The sequence below is a fragment of the Klebsiella planticola genome (assembly GCF_000783935.2).
GTDB classification, from domain to species: domain Bacteria; phylum Pseudomonadota; class Gammaproteobacteria; order Enterobacterales; family Enterobacteriaceae; genus Klebsiella; species Klebsiella planticola.
The window spans coordinates 4,460,418-4,477,110 of the sequence record NZ_CP026047.1 but is presented as its reverse complement, the minus strand read 5'-3'; the positions used below and the strand labels follow the sequence as shown (position 1 = coordinate 4,477,110).

The window sequence follows — 16,693 nt, the reverse complement described above, 5'->3', positions numbered from 1 at the left end:
CCTGTGCGACTTAAGTTTATTGACATCCCGCCCTAACCCTCCTATAACTCGCAAAGCAGTGACTATCAAGGTAAGTATCAGATGGACTTAAAACGCATAAAGTATTTCTGCAAAGTCATCGAGCACGGCTCGATCAGCGAGGCTGCGCGCCAGTTGAATATGGCCCAGCCGCCGCTCAGTAAGCGCATTCAGGAGCTGGAGGACGAGCTTGGCGCGCAGCTGCTGGTCCGCAGCAGAAACGGCGTGGAAATAACCACTGCCGGTAATTACTTTTATCACCGCGCATGCCAGATCCTCAATCAGCTTGAAGATACCGTTCGGGAGACGGTAAAAATAGCCCAGCGGGAAAACGCTTTTATCCGTATAGGACTGACTCATTTATTTCAATCTTATTTCCAGCCGCTTATTCTGGAGTTATATCGCCGCAATCCAGATATTGAATTACGTATTACCGTTTCGGACTCCAGTAATTTAGAATCTTTTCTTCATGATGGTCTCATTGATATCGCTTTTATGCAGCGGCCGCACCCGGATGACGCTTTTCAGTGCCATGAATTTCCTCCGGTAGCAACGGTGGCGGTGATTAATAAAAAAATATTACCGGTTGCGCCGCACGAACCGCTGGCGTTATCGCAGCTGGCGTCAATGCCGCTGGTTCTGCTAAGGCGCTACGAGGGGACAGGAATATACGAGAAATTTGTCGACCTGTTTTCGGAAAACGGAAATATCCTAACATTATCATGCATATCACCCAGCCTAAAGCGATCATTGATTGTCTGGAATCGGGTCTGGAGGCGGTCTCGCTGTTACCCGCTTCCGAGGTGGATGCCCGACGTCTGGAAAAGTGTTTCGTCATTCCACTGGCCCCTTCCCCTGATATTTTCTTTCCGGCAATGGTCAAAATGTCGGCAATGTCACAGATTAGCGAGATAACGGATATCCTGCGTGACGGCCTGATCATGGGTCAGCCCACCGCCTAAGCCGTTTCGCGGAAAAATATTCTTCACCCGTCCGCAGCGCCTATAACCGCCGGACAAGCGATGGTCCCTTTATGCTGACCCTCGGGCTGATTTTCCCTGGTTTTACCGGCCTCGGGATTAGCATCTGGCCAAATATGACTCCGCCGTCGATCTCTGTCTGGCTGGCCGCCTCTCCGCGGCAAAATCAAACCTGATGAGGCTACCATTGAGGCATACATTAACGGAGAACACGGCTATGAACAGCAAAAACGAGACGCCTCGCCCGTTCTGGAAAAAGCGGATGTGGATGGTCATTATCAGGGCGGCCAGCGTGCTGGCGCCAGGAGTAGTGGCGACGCTGTAAGCTGCTGATGGCCGCCACCGGCATGAGAATGCACTAAGAACAGACCGGGCTACCCAGCTGGCCCGGTCTTTTTACCCGCCGCGCTTAACCGCGTTTAAACAGGCGGGCGGCCTGGAACAAGCCGAAAGAACTCACCAGCATCTCAATCCCCACAATTGCGGTAACCAGCGTCACCGAAGCTTCCGGCCCTGAACCGATCAGCGTCCAGGCGATGACCAGATCGAGAATACCGATGACAAACTGCAGCCAGTTTCCCGGCAGCCCGCGATGTACATACCCCGCGACCAGGCGCGCGATACCGCCAAAAGCAAACAGCACCGCCAGATAAACGGCCAGCGCCAGAATCCCCGCCAGCGGGCTGGAGATAAAAACATAGCCAAAGAGTAGATAGGCGATACCGAGCAGAATACCGCCTATCGTGGGCCAGGTGTTTTGCGCACGGTTGGCAAACATACCAACGATTAATCCCGCTCCGCTCAGCATTAGCAGGACGCCGACGAAAATGCTCAGTACGGTCCCGGTGGCAAATGGATTGATCAGGCACATCAGTCCGCCAACCAGTAACAGGAAGGCAACGACCAGCAAAACCCCGCGCTGTTTTTTGAAGATCTCTTCACTCAGAAGTTGAGGAGTATGACGGTCAAAATTTAGCATAATGTATCTCCATGATTGGCTCTCCCTATCCGCTGGCCGCCTCGGAATGAGGGGCCGAAGAGCGTGGTTATGTCAGATTAAAATAACGATCGGGTTGATATGTATCGGTGGTAAAGGTTTCTGTCGGGTCATATGCAAAAAATTACGTTCGATGGCGTTGCTGATAGCGTTGAGCGGCAGGTCGTTAGGATCGATGCCAAAATTTTTTAACGTCCTTAAACAAGACTTCTTTTTATATTACTGACCCGATGACCCGATGACCCGATGACCCGATGACCGGTGCGCCGGGCCTGTTTTGCGCCCCCGGCAAGCGGGCATTTCACCCTCCTGACTTGCCGCAGGTGAAATCAGCTTTAAGCGTAGCAGAAGGAGTAATAACGGGATGCTATGCGCTCATGAAAGCTGATGGATCTTCAGATCAAACAACGAGATGATGCCCATCAGGTGAGAAAAGATCTCACTCTGTAGTTGCTCATAGGCGACCCACTCGGTCTGGCTGGCAAAGGCATAGAACTCGACCGGCAAACCGTAGGTGGTGGACGGTAGCTGTCTGACCATCAGCGTCATGTCCGTTCTGATAGCTGGATGCTGCGCCAGCCAGGCTTTAGCGTATTCCTGAAACAGTTCGATATTGGTTTTCGCCGCTGAGTCAGCGGCCATCAGCGATGCTAATGCGTCATGATTAACGATTGCCTGTTTCCCCTCAGGTGTCAGGATGCGTACCGTGGCGATATCGACATTAATCGTACGCTGGATGCGCCTGGCGCCATGCTCCACCATATAGCGCCAGTTTTTAAACGAGCCGGAAACCAGGGTATAGGTCGGAATAGTGGTGATGGTATTGTCAAAATTAAGCACCTTGACCGTCGTCAGCCCGATATCCTGGACGGAGCCATTGGCGCCGAGGGAATCCAGTTCAATCCAGTCCCCCGGCTGCAGCATATCATTCGCGGCAAGCTGTATCCCGGCGACCAGCCCCAGGAGCGGGTCTTTAAAGACCAATAACAGCACTGCCGCAATGGCGCTTAAGCCACTGAACAGAATGAGCGGTGATTTATCAACCAGCAGCGAAATAAGTAAAATACTATAAATCACCGCCCCCGCCAGCTTGAGGCTTTGCTGAAGGCCGTGATAAGGCAAGCCCTTAAACTGAAGGTTTGTTTTGAGTAAATCGCAGATAACATCAATAAAGGCATAAAATGCGAGCAGCGCAAATGTCAGGGTCCAGATCCGCGCGCCGGTCAGGATCCACGCCAGTATTTCATGGTGTGGGTTGGCAATGAATGACAGCTGGGCGGCCAGCACTGCCCCTTGCAGGGTTAATACCATACGATGAAAGAAGTGATGATGGGTAACGATCGTCAGTTTTGATGTTTTTTTCTTCGCGACTTTGCGATCGAGATATGGCAAAACCAGGTAGTGGGCCACGCAGTGTAAAAGAATAAAGATGGCAATTACCCGCAGCACCGGTATATCGCTATTCAATACCATGTCGTGCAAATGCTGGTATAAATCATTATCCCTAAAATAGTACATCATAATTTTCTGCTTATTTCCGACTATATATTTTGCTAGTGGCGTGATTTTAGCGCAAGGCCCCGCCCGGCGAAACCGGCCCGTCTCCGCGACCATCGCAGATGGCAAACGGAAGGCAACATCGGGCTGATGAAAGCCGTACGCCGCTTCGACCCGGACGTCGGGGTCAGGCTGGTGTCGTTCGCCGTACACTGGATCAAGGCCGAGATCCACGAGTACGTGCTGCGTAACTGGCGCATCGTCAAAGTGGCGACGACTAAAGCCCAGCGCAAACTTTTCTTTAATCTGAGAAAAGCCAGGCAGCGCCCTAGCAGGTTCAATCATGATGAAATAGAGATGGTCGCCCGGGAGCTGGGTGTCTCAGCGAAAGATGTCCAGGAGATGGAGTCGCGCAGCCAGGAGATTATCCGCGCGCTGGCTGGATGAGGACAATAAAGCCACGCTGCACGAACTGGCGGAACGCTACGGGATATCGGCGGAACGGGTGCGTCAGCTGGAGCAAAATGCGATGAAAAAGTTACGCATCGCCGTTGAAGCATGACGAGGCGGCCTTGCCTGTCGCTGAGGCACCGGCCGCCCGCGAAAAACCGGCGGCAGGCGCCTGCTCAGCCAGCGGATTATTTAAAGTGAAAACTTTCCGGATGGTTATCCAGACTGCCGCTCAGCGCGGCAAACAGCACCGTTTTACCGTCTATCGATAGCTCATCGGGAACATTCAGCCAGCTGAGTTTCTGCTCGGCGCCGTCCTCAGCGCTCACGGAAAAGACGCCGGTCATTTTTTTTGCCTCCTGAGAATAGAGCACCGCAATACTTTGTGACGCACAGTCATGCGGTTTGCAGGACTGGAGAACGACATAGCGGACGCCGCCAATGGTCACGTTCTGCGGCTGCGATGAGGTTCCCCCCTGGGTAACCCACTCTGGTAGCGAGTGGTGCTGCGTCATCTGCGCAAACAGGGCCTGAGTCTGCGTATTTTTCGCCAGATCGCTGACCGTTAATTCACTCCCGGCGCAGGCGGAAAAAGCCATGACGGACAGTAACGAGATAATCAGATTGTTCTTCATTCAATGAACTCCATTTCTGTTCAATACGATGCGATTACCGCAACCACGGTAATTAAAGCATATCCCGCGCCGGGGACAAGTCCGCTTAACTTTCGTATAAACACCGGCGCAAACGAACAGGCGTCATCTCCCCTCTCAACCGTTGTATCTTCTGGCCTCTGAGATCCCGCCGACATCATATGTGGACCATTCGGTTAACTGAAGCTGGTTTCAGGTTTTTTCCCAGCGATCCGCTGGTTTGAAAAAAGCTTTTTAACGACGATTGTACAAATTTGTTAAAAAAATGGTTTAAAAAGCATGAGTAGTTAACATTGACCTGAACCAGGTGGTACAATTGCCTGCTGAATGATTATGCTGAGGTCGTTGTACTTCTTTCTACAGAAGAGATCTGCCCGCATGACCCTGTAACAACTATCACGCTTTTTTCGGAGAGTTCCTGCATGTCTGAATTACACGACCGGCCGAGCCCTGTGCTCAGGATATGGTGCTGTATATTAGGGGTGGCGCTAAGTCTTAGCGGCCTGTTCTTTGCCATTGAAGGGGGAAAACTGATTTCTCTCGGCGGTAGCTGGTATTTTCTTATTGCCGGCATAGTAATGCTCTTCTCTGCCGTCCAGTATTTCCGCAGTAAATCCTCTGCTGTGGTGTGGTTCATTCTGGTTTTTCTGGGGACGCTGATTTGGGCGTTGTTTGATGCCGGCTGGGATTTCTGGCCGCTGGTCTCCCGTCTGATGGTCCCCACCGGCTTTATGCTGTTTGGCTTTGCCACCTGGCCCGCGCTGCGTCAGCGCGAAGGCAAGAGCAGCTTCAGCAAACCGTCTTATGCCCTCGCGGTCGTATTAGCCGCCGGCATGCTGGGCGCCTTCGTACAAATGTTCCAGCCGCACCCGACCGTCGCCTTCAAAGGGGAAGAGCTGCCGCTGATCCCGGTTGAGCCAAATAAAGCGCAAAAAAACTGGGAAAACTACGGTAATACCCCCGGCGGTGACCGCTTCGTCGCACTCGATCAGATTAACCGTAACAACGTCAAAGACCTGAAGGTCGCCTGGACTTTCCATACCGGCGATATTCCGATCAGCCCTGGCGGGAACGGCGCGGAAGATCAGCAAACGCCGCTGCAGGTGGGTGATAAAGTTTTCCTTTGTACTCCGCATAACAACGTGATTGCCGTTGATGCAAACAGCGGTAAGCAGATCTGGAAACGTGAAATCAACGCCCAATCTCAGGTATGGAACCGCTGCCGCGGTCTGGCTTATTTCGATGCCACCAAACCTATCGTTCAGCCTGACGTACCGGGTTCCACCCCGGTACCCCTGCCGACTTTGGCCGCCGGTGACACCTGTCAGCGTCGTATCCTGATGAACACCATCGATGCCCGCCTGGTCGCTATTAACGCGGATAACGGTGAGTTTTGCTCCGCCTTTGGTAATAACGGCATCGTTGACCTGAAAGCCGGTCTGGGTGACGCCAGCGATCCGAAATATCAGCTGACCTCTGCCCCGACCCTCGCCGGAACCACCGTTGTGGTGGGCGGCCGTGTCGCCGATAACGTGCAAACCGATATGCCTGGCGGCGTTATTCGTGGCTTCGACGTCATCACCGGTCAGATGCGTTGGGCTTTCGACCCGGGCAACCAGGATCCTACGGCCAAATTGCAGGAAGGCCAGACCTACGTCCGCAGTACGCCTAACTCATGGGCCCCGATGTCTTACGATCCGGCGATGAATACCGTGTTCATGCCGATGGGTAGCTCATCCGTTGACCTGTGGGGGGCCAACCGTACTGCGCTCAACCACAAATACGGCGCGTCCGTGCTGGCCGTCGATGCGACTACCGGTAAAGAGAAGTGGGTTTACCAGACGGTTCATAACGACCTGTGGGACTTCGACCTGCCGATGCAGCCCAGCCTGATCGACTTCCCGATGAAGGATGGCACCACCAAACCGGCGGTGGTGATTGGCGCGAAAACCGGACAGATCTTTGTGCTCGACCGTCTGACCGGTAAGCCGCTGACCGAAGTCAAAGAACTGCCGGTCAAAACCCGCACGATTCCGAACGAACAGTATTCTAAAACGCAGCCGTTCTCCGTCGGCATGCCATCGATTGGCAATGAAAAGCTGAGCGAATCGGATATGTGGGGCGCAACGCCGTTCGACCAGCTGATGTGCCGTATCAGCTTTAAATCGATGCGTTATGATGGTCTGTTCACCGCGCCGGATACCGATAAGTCCCTGAGCTTCCCGGGCTCATTGGGTGGCATGAACTGGGGCAGTATGTCTATTGACCCCAATAATCAGTACCTGTTCGTCAACGACATGCGTCTTGGCCTGTGGGTGCAGATGATCAAACAGGACAACAACCGGGCGGCAGCCAGTAACGGCGGCGAGTCGGTCAACACCGGGATGGGTGCCGTACCGCTGAAAGGCACGCCGTATGGCGTGAATAAAGACCGCTTCATGTCTCCGCTGGGGATCCCATGCCAGAAACCGCCTTTCGGTACGCTGTCGGCTATCGATCTGAAGACCCAGAAAATCGTCTGGCAGGTTCCGGCCGGTACGGTACAGGATACCGGACCGTTTGGTATCAAAATGCGTGTTCAGATGCCGGTTGGCATGCCTACGCTGGGCGGTACGCTGGCGACTCAGGGCGGACTGGTGTTCATTGCCGGGACTCAGGACTATTACCTGCGCGCCTTCGATACCTCGAGCGGCAAAGAAGTGTGGAAAGCCCGTCTGCCGGTAGGCAGCGGCGGTACGCCGATGAGCTATGTCTCACCGACAACCGGTAAACAGTACATTCTGATCTCGGCAGGCGGCGCCCGCCAGTCTCCGGATCGTGGGGATTACGTGATTGCCTACGCGCTGGACAATAAATAAGTCTCAGTCTGGCGTAAATTGATACCCGCTCCGGCGCTATCCGCCGGAGCTTTTTTTTACCCGTCTCACCGGATGCGTCCCGTTGTTTGTGACATTTCGGCGGGTGGAAAATAAATCAGGCAGGTTATTTAACCTGCCTGGATGCTTTGCTAAGGCGCCAGCAGACTGACTTGCCGACCCAGGTCATCGGTGCGCCCTGCCCACCAACCGCCTATTGTTATCAAAGGCGCGCGCGAAGTGAGTATTACGCCAGAGACTGATCAAACTCGAGACGTTCGCCATCCGGGCCACGAATCAGCAGGAACCGGACCTTCTCTTCCTCGACCGGCCCTTCATCCAACGGATAACCTAACGTCGTGAGCATCGTCATGACCGCAGCAAGATCGCTGACTTCCAGCGCAATATGGTCTATCCCGCAGCGAGCGCGATCGAAGGCGAGGCCATTGGGTAGCTGGTACAGCTCCAGTACCACCCCACCCATTTCGATAAACGCGACTTCAATATTCCCGCTCGCCGAGGGTTTGCTAAAACGGCGCTGCAGCACAAAGCCGAGGGACTGATAAAAGGCCAACGAGCGCACGATATCCTGCACCTGGTAGCCGATATGAGCTAAATTACGTATCAGGTCACGCATTTTATACTCCTTTACGCACGCACCAGAAGCCATAGAAAGCGACATACACAAAGCATAACAACGGCACCATAAAGGCGATTTGCATATTGCCGCCGTTGAGATCGGAGATAATTCCCATCGCTAACGGAATCACCGCCCCGCCGATGATCGACATCACCACAATGGAACCGGCGGTTTGCGTATCTTTGCCCATCCCTTTAATCACCAGACCAAAGTTGGTTGGCCAGCACGGTGCCATGCAGAAGCTCACCAGTATCAGCGCATAGACCGCTAACATCGAGTGGCTGAAGACCGCAACCAGCAGCAGCACCGTCGCCACCGATGCAAACGCTCCCAGCAGCGCCGCGGGATTCAGACGATTCATCAGCCAGGTGGCGATACCTTTACCGATGGCATAGATAACCAGTGAGGCCAGCAGCCAGTAGGTGGCGGAGTGCTCGCTGGTCCCATGCTGAACAAGCTGTACGAAACGAATAGTGAAACTCCAGACGCCAACCTGCGCCCCGACGTAGAGAAACTGCGACAGGACACCCAGCCGAAAACGCGGCAGCGCAAAGAGACGTTTCAGCGTCGGCCCCATACTCTCGCCTGGCGTCTGCTGCTGAGATTGTTCCCCTTTGCAGGACGGGAACTTAATAAAGACAAAAACCAGCGCCAGTACAACCAGCACCGAACCAATAATCAGATAAGGTCCGACGACCTGACTCACCATCTGATGCCGCGCCGCTTCTGCCATCTCAGCGGGCATGGCCAGCAGTTGTTCGTGACTCGGATCGTGTTCGCCGAAGACCATCACCTGACCGATAAGGACGCCGGAAATTACCCCCAGAGAGTTAAAAATCTGCGAGAAGTTAATGCGCTGCGTTGAAGACTGTATCGGTCCCAGCAGACTGGAATAGGTATTGGCGGATGTTTCAAGAAAAGAGAGGCCGCAGGCAATCACACCCAGGCAGGCAAGGAAAGCGCCATACGTCATAATTTGAGCCGCGGGCACAAACAGAAAGCAGCCCAGCGCGTACAGGCATAAGCCAATCACGATCGCCACTTTATAGGAGTAGCGTTTGATCAGCGCGGCGGCGGGCAGCGCCACAAAGAAGTAGCCAAGGAAAAAAATCGACTGTACCAATGCCGTTTGGGTATCGGTCAGATCGAAGCCCTTTTTAAACTGGGCAATCAGAATGTCATTCAGGTTACCTGCCATACCCCAGAGGGCAAACAGGCAGCACACCAGTAAAAACTGTAGCCAGGGGGTATGCGCCAGATAGGCGCTGGTATCCAGCTTTTCGTGGTGAACCGCATCTTTCTCCACTTTGTCAGTAATCAGCGTACTCATGGTCTATCCTCGTTATCGTTTTTTTACAGTAGGGTTTCATGCCACTTCAACATCAGAAGTGGCATGGACAAGACGTTCCAGAGCTTCTTCATAATCGGGCAAAGATGAGGCGCCGCGCCTTTCGACGCTGACCGCGGCATAGGCCGCCGCAAACCGGGTGGCCTCATGGAGCGCATCGCCGCAGGCAAGGCGGGCAGCAAGTGCCCCATTGAAGGCATCGCCTGCTCCCGTGGTATCACAGGGCTGAGAGGGGAAACACGGGATATGGGTTTTCACGCCCTGTTCACTCAGTAAAGCGCCGTTCGCCCCGAGGGTAATGATGACGTTTTTCGCTCCGCGCGAGTGCAACACCTCGGCCGCCTGTTCGGCGCCAGGCAGATCGTCTACCCGACATCCGGTCATCAGCCAGGCTTCCGTGGCATTGGGGGTCAGTAAATCCACGTTGCTGAGAAAGACATCGTCGACCGGTTGCCAGGGGGCGGGATTGAGTACCACGAAGGCGCCGGAGGCCCTGCCTGCGGCAACCACCTGTTCAATAGCAGAGAGATTATTCTCCAGTTGAACCAGCACCACATCGGCGCAGCCGATCGCCGGAATGCAACCGGCAATTTCATCATCGGTCACCGTCATGTTGGCGCCAGGATCGACGGCAATCATGTTTTCAGCATCATCGCCTGCGACATAGATAAGCGCGTTACCGGTGGGGACCTCATCGGTCACCAGTAAGGTGACGGCATTAAATCCCACTGTCTTGAGATGCCGGCGCGCGAAGTGGCCAAAAGTATCTTCACCAATCTTGCCGATATAGTGGACATTGGCACCGGCCTTCAGCGCCGCCGTCGCCTGATTTGCGCCTTTGCCACCGGCGCTGGTCATACTCCCGGAAGCGACCAGGGATTCGCCAGGAACCGGAAAGCGTTCAACCCGGGCAACCATATCGCAGTTAAATGAACCAAATACACAGACTTTGCCTGACATTGCTCTCTCCTTTATGCGTGGGCCGGGGAATGACTCGCCTCGTCAAGATCCTGGATCAGCGTGTCCCAGGCCTGTGCAAGTGGTACATCCGGGCGGAATAAACCGCTGCTTCCCAAAATCAGCACCTGGGCGCCTGCCTCAAGCAATTTCCGGTAGGTCTGGCGGTTACATGAGCCATCAACCTCGATAAGAAAGCTGAGTCCACGCTGTTGCTTGATCTGCTGAAGCCGGGCGATTTTTTCGACCATTTCAGGAATAAAAGGCTGACCGGCATAGCCGGGATCCACGGTCATGATGGTGACTTTATCGAGCAGGTGTAGGTAGTGGCTGAGCGTTTCCAGCGGCGTGGCGGGATTCAGCACCATACCGACCTGTTTGCCGGCCTGGCGTACGGTATTGATCACGCGGAAGGCTTCACGACTGATGGTTTCAGGGTGAACGGAGATGGCGTCCGCTCCGGCGTCCAACAGGGCCGGGATAAACGCCATCGGCTCTTCGACCATCAGATGAACATCGACAGGTAAAGTGGTCCAGGGGCGAATTTGTGCCACGAAGCTGGTTGAGAGCGCCAGGTTTTTGACATAGTGGCCATCCATCACATCAACATGCAATCTGTCCGCTTTGCTGTTCAAAAAGTTCAGCTGGTCGCTCAGCTGCATCATGTCCATACACATGAGTGAGGGGGAAATGTAATAACGCATAATGCCTCTCTGTTTCGGTATTGATTCCGGTCATTCGCTGATTTCAGGCAAAGTCTGGCCCCACCGCACGGTGCGGTGTGTCGACAATGCATAGATTCACCGTCACGACGTGACGGTACACTCAGGCAATTTGTGTGCTGACGTTATGCCAGGTCATCTCTTTTTCGAGCAGCGGATCATCAAATGCTTCGGTTATCAAGCAATCCAGTTCTCCCAGACCGCCGATCCTTGCCACCCCCAGCCGTCCCAGCTTGCTGCTATCGATCAGCGCCACGACCCGACGGGCTGCCATCATCATTTGCTTTACCTGGGCGGCATGAGCGTCCGTTCCGGCATACAGACCGCTGTCGCGCTCCAGCCCCTGACACGAGAAGAAAAACGTATCGATGGCATATTCGCGCAGCATGCGTCCCGTCATTTCGCCGAAGAAAGCCTCCTCGGTCGGTGAAAAATCACCGCCTAGACCAATCAGGTGTAAGGAGCGACGGCTCATCAGCGCCTGCAGAATAGCGACAGACGGCGTGATAACCGTTAACGCCATCTCGGGTATCTGGCGTGCCATAAACCAGCTGGTACTGCTGCTGTCCAGGAGGATGGTGTCCCCAGGCTGTAGCAGCTGCAGCGCTTTGCGGCCAAGACGCATTTTGGCTTCGCTATGCCGCAATGTACGTTGCTGAAAGCTCCCTTGCCCATCCTGGATCGGTAGACCAGACGGGAGCCCCCTGGGAGTGGGCAGTGGGTTTTCGACCAACAGCGCCCCGCCGTGACTGCGGTTTAAAACACCTTTTCGCTCCAGTTCACTGAGATCCCGACGTACCGTTTCACGAGAAACCCGGGTTGCTTGCGCAATCTCATCGACCCGCATGACACCATGTTGGCCTAACAACTCGACAATTAAGCGATGACGTTCCAGCGGTAACATAACTCTCTCTCCTGCAGTGCCTGATAAGATTACCTTGCCCATCGATGGGGTGCTGCGACCGTGAAAACGTCCAGCAAAGATGGCGGTGCCCTCGTCATTTCATGTGATGAAAATCACATTTCTCCCCCTTCCAGCGACGTTTTTTCCCTCTTTTGACCGCCATCCGGTCACAAACAAAAGCAAACAAAAACCTATCCCCCTTTGCTTTTGTGCCCGTCTATGACCGTTTGTGACTGTGTGGTCATCGTTTCTTCCTGTATCGCCCTGTTAATTAAAAGCAAATGAAAATAAAAAAATGCCTGTTTGATCACATTATTTTCATTTAATGCGTTTTCTAATGTAAAAACGTGAGTATAAATCGTTAAATGAAAACAACTGAAAACAGATGACAGGAACAGACTATGAATGAGACCACTCGCCGTTTTGCCCGCTTAATTGACCTCAGCGCCGTCCAGGCGACCAGTACGGAAGCAGATATTCGTGCCTGTGCGGAACTGGCTACCCGCTACAACATCATTTCTGTGCATGTGCTGCCCTGCTGGACACGCTTTCTCAGTACGCTACTGCCGCAACAGGGACGGGGCGATATCATGATTGGCGGCCCGGTTGGCTTCCCTGGCGGTGGCCACGCAACCGATATTAAGGTCCAGGAAGTCCGCCAGCTTATTGCTGACGGTGCCCGGGAAGTGGATATGGTGGTGAATATCGGCAAAGTATTGTCCGGGGATTATGACTATGTGCGCCAGGATTTGCGGCGGGTTGTTGAAGCCGCAGCGCCGGTACCGGCAAAAGTGATCCTCGAAACCCACTATCTCAATGAGGAACAGATCTGTCGGGTTTGCGATATTGCCGTTGAGGTGGGGATGAAGTGGGTGAAAACGTCCACCGGCTGGGCCCCTACCGGTGCGACCCCGGAAAAGGTCAGCATCATCGCCGGACAGCTGAAAGGTTGCATCGACATCAAAGGCGCGGGGGGAATTCGCGATCTGGATACCGTGCGCGAGCTCTACCGGCTTGGCGTCCGCCGCTTCGGCATGAGTCTGGGGGCGGTGACCACCGTGCTGGCCCAACTGGAACAAAATCCGGACCTCTTCCCTGAACTGAACGCCTGTTAAAACCTGCGCCTGCGGGCCCTGAGGGCCCGCCTTATGATGTCACCGGAGTCAGTGATGAAAAATAAAATATTAACCATTGATGTCGGCACCGGAAGTACCCGCGCCGCCATCCTGAGGGCCGATGGTTCTCTCGTGGGGTTTGCTCAGCGGGAATATGAGCAAACGACTCCTCGTGCAGGCTGGTCGGAACAGGCACCTTCTTTGTGGTGGCAATCTGTCTGCGACTGTATCCGCGAAGTTCTGTATCGTTTCCCCGATGTCCGCTCGCAGATCGCCGCGATAGGCGCCTGCGGACAAATGCATGGCACCGTACTGCTGGATAGCGCGGGTCAACTCGTCGAAGACAAAGCGCTGTTGTGGAATGACAAACGGAGCCAGCCGCAGGTCGACGCTTTTATTGTTCGCGAAGATACGGAACGTTGGCTGCGCCATCTGAATAATCCCCCGGCAGCCGCCTGGCCTGCCTTTAAGCTGGCGTGGTGGCGGGAACATTATCCTCAGAGTGCGGCCCGCATCGCGAAGATATTAATGCCGAAGGATTTCATTAACTTCATGCTGACCGGCGCCATCGCCACCGATTACAGCGAGGCTTCCTGCTACTTTCTGATGGACAGCGAAAGCCGCAGCTGGTCGCCACAGGCGCTGGAATTGTTTGGCCTGAGACGGGAGCAGTTACCGGATCTGAAACTGTCCAGCGAGGTGATCGGCGAGGTTACCCGTGAGGCTTCGACGCTGACCGGCCTGCCCGCAGGGATCCCGGTGGTCGCCGGGACGTCAGATATGGCGGCCACCCTGCTGGGTTCCGGCGTATATCAGCCAGGAACGGCATCCGATTCTACGGGAACCTCCACGCTGATCACGGTGGTATCGCCGCAACCGTTGTTGCATTCACGAGTCAATAACCTGCATCTGGCAAACCAGGTCTGGGGCGGATTTACCCTCCTCGATGCCGGCGGCGATGCGGTACGCTGGGCGCGCCAGGCTCTGGCAGAAAACCACATTACACACCCGGAACTGCTGCAGCTGGCGGCCGAAGTCCCCGCCGGTGCGGAAGGATTATTGTTTTTGCCCTACTTAACCGGTGAACGCATGGCGGATCACACCAATTCGCGCGCGCAGTTCTTCGGCCTGCAGCGTAAGCATGGTCGCGGACATTTATTGCGGGCGGTTCTGGAAGGGGTCGCGTTCGCTTCGGCGCGTAATCTTCGTCAGTTACGCCAGTGCGGGCAGCATCCCGAGCAGATGATCGCCTCAGGGGGCGGCGCACGCAGTCGGCTGTGGCTGGAAATCAAAGCGGCTGCGTACAATCTTCCCATTATATCGACGCGCAATCCGGAGAATGGCGTCACCGGATGCGCTATTATTGCCGGCGTTGGCATCGGGATGTATGCGGATTTTGCCGATGGCGTTCGGCATACGGTGCAGTTCGACGAACCGGTGATGCCTGACCGGCGTCTGCAGGAATATTATCAGTCCTGTAGCGAACTTTTTGATACGCTTTACCAACAATCCGCGCCATTATACGATCGCCTGGATGCGTTAAGTCGCGGGCCAGCCTGAAGGTGAGCCTTGCGGCCGCGGCCGGAATTTTCTCGCTGAAGGTGACATCGTCCGTAAGAGAGGCACAATGTTTGCAGAAGAACGACAGGAAAAGTTACTCAGTATTCTCCGGGAAAAACGCAAGGTTGCGGTTTCCGAGATGTGTGAAGTGTTCAACGTGTCTGGCGCAACCATTCGTGCCGATCTCCGTCAGTTGGAAGAGGCCGGGATGCTGACCCGCACCCACGGCGGCGCCGTGCTGCGCACCCGGGCCAGTTTTGAGCAAGCCTCCGATATGCGGGAAGTCGTCAATCTGACCGCGAAAGAGCGTATTGGCCAACGCGCCGCGGCGCTGGTAGAAGATGGCGATATCATCGTGCTGGATACCGGCACCACCACGCTGCATATCGCCCGTCATATCCGCGATCGGCAGAATGTCACCGTGGTGACGAATGATTATCAGATTGCCCGTGAACTGGAGGCCAGCCCCACTATTCAGATCATCCTGCTGGGGGGGATCGTCAAAAAAGGCTACCACTGCGTGGTGTCCATCAACGGACGTTCTATTCTCGATACGCTAAATGTGGATAAGGCCTTTATGGGGGCCAACTCGCTCTCCGTCAAGCACGGCGCCTGTGTGGCCGATATTATGCTGGCGGAAACGAAACGCGGCATGGTGGAACATGCCAGTCAGGTGATTGTGGTGTGTGACTCCAGCAAGCTCAATAATACCTCGCTGGCGCAGTTCGCCCCGGCGGAACGTATCGATACTCTGGTAATTGACCGTCTCCCTGACGATGCGCAAGCGTATCAGACCGCCGGGATCCAGATTATTACACTGGATGAAGATGCCCTTCCCTGAACATCCCTCCACTGGTCCTACGTTAAGAGCGCGGCAGTATCACACCACCTTCACGTCGACCTCTGCACTTCGCGCTTAGTACCCGCTTGTCGGCTGTCCCGCCAGCCAGGCATACACCGATGCCAGGTCACGATCGGCATACCCCTCATCGGCGGCTTCATCCCAGCAGTCGGCGATAGTGGCCAGGATCGGCAACGGCGTATCTTCCGCCGCGTCGAGCGCCAGCCGGGCATCTTTCAGCGCATGGCTGAGCTGCATCTGCGGAGTAAAATCATTCGCCGCGATCATCTCCAGCTTGGCTTTCACATAAGGTGCCGCCAGCGGGCCACCGTCAAGCGCGCCCCAGAATGCTTCTGGAGTAAAACCTAATTTCGCCGCCAGTAACGTACTTTCTGCCACCCCTTCCATCATGGTGATCAGCCAGGCGTTCAGTACCAGCTTCATTTTCTGACTGTTGCCGGCGTCGCCAAACCATTGTGTGCCGCGCGCAATCGCGGCAAAGACGCTCTCGGCCTTCACGCCTCGCTGACGATCCCCGCTGGCAAGCACCAGAATTTGCGCATTCTCCGCCGGTTTTTTGGTTCCCGACACCGGCGCATCAAGGTAGACCATCGATGGGCGAAGCGATGCCAGCAGGTCAACGGCCTCCCGTGTTTCTTCGACGCCAATCGTCCCCATCTGGCAAAAAACGGCGTCTGGCTGGCAAACCGGAGCCATTTCGCGGATCGCATTCCGGGTTGCTTCACCATCGGTCAGTACCGACAGAATCACCTCCGCCGACGCCGCGGCCTGTTGAGGGGTCGCGTGACGGATTAATCCGCTGGCTATCAAATCCTCACCCCGCTCAGGGGTACGATTCCAGCCGTGAACGGTGAAGCCTTTTTTTAACAGATTGCTGGCAAAAGCATGCCCCATAGCGCCGAGCCCAATAACGGCAACAACCGGTAAGTTCATTCCATTTCTCCCGCGTTAATTTCGCACCTGCATAGCGTCCCGGGCGGCAAACCGTCCGTCCAGGTGACGTCGGTAGCGCGCTAACCGGGTAAAGTGCATTCAGTATGCCCGTATCGGCGGAATAAAGGCCAGCACGTTTATCGTCTTTATCCTGCAGAAATCAGTGGCTTGCCCTGGCGAGAAAAACAAACGCCGGCGGGAA

14 protein-coding genes and 3 pseudogenes are annotated in these 16,693 nt (G+C 54.9%); 8 read left to right on the top strand and 9 right to left on the bottom strand.

Annotation, left to right across the window (positions count from 1 at the left end):
• Nucleotides 1–81: 81 nt before the first annotated feature.
• The 3 genes and pseudogenes from MC50_RS29295 (at nucleotide 82) to MC50_RS21440 (ending at nucleotide 1,323) form a co-directional block, all read left to right on the top strand.
• Nucleotides 82–980 (top strand): annotated as a pseudogene (locus MC50_RS29295) (LysR family transcriptional regulator).
• 65 nt (nucleotides 981–1,045) lie between these two features.
• Nucleotides 1,046–1,168: pseudogene (locus tag MC50_RS28925) on the top strand (ubiquinol oxidase subunit II); the annotation flags it as partial.
• A gap of 47 nt (nucleotides 1,169–1,215) precedes the next feature.
• Nucleotides 1,216–1,323, top strand: coding sequence for a DUF2474 domain-containing protein (locus MC50_RS21440; protein ID WP_373865351.1), 108 nt, complete (start codon nucleotides 1,216–1,218; stop codon nucleotides 1,321–1,323).
• 84 nt (nucleotides 1,324–1,407) lie between these two features.
• Here the strand turns inward: MC50_RS21440 and MC50_RS21435 are convergent, their stop codons facing one another.
• Complete coding sequence (locus tag MC50_RS21435) at nucleotides 1,408–1,977, bottom strand: HdeD family acid-resistance protein (RefSeq protein ID WP_047664897.1); 570 nt, start codon at nucleotides 1,975–1,977, stop codon at nucleotides 1,408–1,410.
• 393 nt (nucleotides 1,978–2,370) lie between these two features.
• Nucleotides 2,371–3,516: a mechanosensitive ion channel family protein gene (locus MC50_RS21425; RefSeq protein WP_158491140.1), complete on the bottom strand. Its 1,146-nt coding sequence runs from the start codon at nucleotides 3,514–3,516 to the stop codon at nucleotides 2,371–2,373.
• Between the two features lie 108 nt (nucleotides 3,517–3,624).
• On the opposite strand from MC50_RS21425, the pseudogene MC50_RS21420 reads away from it, so the two are divergent.
• Nucleotides 3,625–4,054, top strand: a pseudogene (locus MC50_RS21420) (sigma-70 family RNA polymerase sigma factor); the annotation flags it as partial.
• 76 nt (nucleotides 4,055–4,130) lie between these two features.
• On the opposite strand, the gene ivy reads toward MC50_RS21420, so the two are convergent.
• Nucleotides 4,131–4,577 (bottom strand): Ivy family C-type lysozyme inhibitor, encoded by a 447-nt coding sequence (ivy, locus tag MC50_RS21415; protein ID WP_032696195.1) that lies wholly within the window; start codon nucleotides 4,575–4,577, stop codon nucleotides 4,131–4,133.
• Nucleotides 4,578–5,017: 440 nt separating this feature from the next.
• Here ivy and MC50_RS21410 point away from each other — a divergent pair, with 440 nt between their 5' ends.
• On the top strand, nucleotides 5,018–7,453 hold the full coding sequence (locus MC50_RS21410; RefSeq protein WP_047664896.1) for a glucose/quinate/shikimate family membrane-bound PQQ-dependent dehydrogenase: 2,436 nt from the start codon (nucleotides 5,018–5,020) through the stop codon (nucleotides 7,451–7,453).
• Nucleotides 7,454–7,697: 244 nt separating this feature from the next.
• Here the strand turns inward: MC50_RS21410 and MC50_RS21405 are convergent, their stop codons facing one another.
• The 5 genes from MC50_RS21405 to MC50_RS21385 all read right to left on the bottom strand — a co-directional run bounded on the left by MC50_RS21405 (nucleotide 7,698) and on the right by MC50_RS21385 (nucleotide 12,021).
• The gene (locus MC50_RS21405) at nucleotides 7,698–8,087 is read right to left on the bottom strand and encodes a VOC family protein (RefSeq protein WP_032687717.1); all 390 of its coding nucleotides are present in this window, start codon (nucleotides 8,085–8,087) and stop codon (nucleotides 7,698–7,700) included.
• Nucleotide 8,088: 1 nt separating this feature from the next.
• Nucleotides 8,089–9,420, bottom strand: a complete 1,332-nt coding sequence (fucP, locus tag MC50_RS21400; protein WP_032687718.1) for an L-fucose:H+ symporter permease — start codon at nucleotides 9,418–9,420, stop codon at nucleotides 8,089–8,091.
• A 36-nt stretch (nucleotides 9,421–9,456) separates the two neighbouring features.
• Nucleotides 9,457–10,398, bottom strand: a complete 942-nt coding sequence (locus tag MC50_RS21395; protein ID WP_047664895.1) for a ribokinase — start codon at nucleotides 10,396–10,398, stop codon at nucleotides 9,457–9,459.
• Between the two features lie 11 nt (nucleotides 10,399–10,409).
• A complete protein-coding gene (alsE, locus tag MC50_RS21390) occupies nucleotides 10,410–11,099 on the bottom strand; it encodes a D-allulose 6-phosphate 3-epimerase (RefSeq protein WP_032687720.1) in 690 nt (229 codons plus the stop codon).
• A gap of 121 nt (nucleotides 11,100–11,220) precedes the next feature.
• Nucleotides 11,221–12,021, bottom strand: a complete 801-nt coding sequence (locus MC50_RS21385) for a DeoR/GlpR family DNA-binding transcription regulator (RefSeq protein WP_032687721.1) — start codon at nucleotides 12,019–12,021, stop codon at nucleotides 11,221–11,223.
• A gap of 401 nt (nucleotides 12,022–12,422) precedes the next feature.
• On the opposite strand from MC50_RS21385, the gene deoC reads away from it, so the two are divergent.
• From deoC to MC50_RS21370, 3 genes are all read left to right on the top strand, one after another.
• Nucleotides 12,423–13,136 carry a deoxyribose-phosphate aldolase gene (gene deoC, locus MC50_RS21380; protein ID WP_032687722.1) on the top strand — a complete coding sequence of 238 codons (714 nt, stop codon included), beginning with the start codon at nucleotides 12,423–12,425 and terminating at the stop codon, nucleotides 13,134–13,136.
• Between the two features lie 54 nt (nucleotides 13,137–13,190).
• Complete coding sequence (locus MC50_RS21375; protein ID WP_047664894.1) at nucleotides 13,191–14,696, top strand: xylulokinase; 1,506 nt, start codon at nucleotides 13,191–13,193, stop codon at nucleotides 14,694–14,696.
• A 67-nt stretch (nucleotides 14,697–14,763) separates the two neighbouring features.
• Nucleotides 14,764–15,537 carry a DeoR/GlpR family DNA-binding transcription regulator gene (locus tag MC50_RS21370; RefSeq protein WP_032687725.1) on the top strand — a complete coding sequence of 258 codons (774 nt, stop codon included), beginning with the start codon at nucleotides 14,764–14,766 and terminating at the stop codon, nucleotides 15,535–15,537.
• Between the two features lie 75 nt (nucleotides 15,538–15,612).
• Here the strand turns inward: MC50_RS21370 and MC50_RS21365 are convergent, their stop codons facing one another.
• Nucleotides 15,613–16,491, bottom strand: coding sequence for an NAD(P)-dependent oxidoreductase (locus MC50_RS21365; RefSeq protein WP_032696201.1), 879 nt, complete (start codon nucleotides 16,489–16,491; stop codon nucleotides 15,613–15,615).
• Nucleotides 16,492–16,693: the final 202 nt, after the last annotated feature.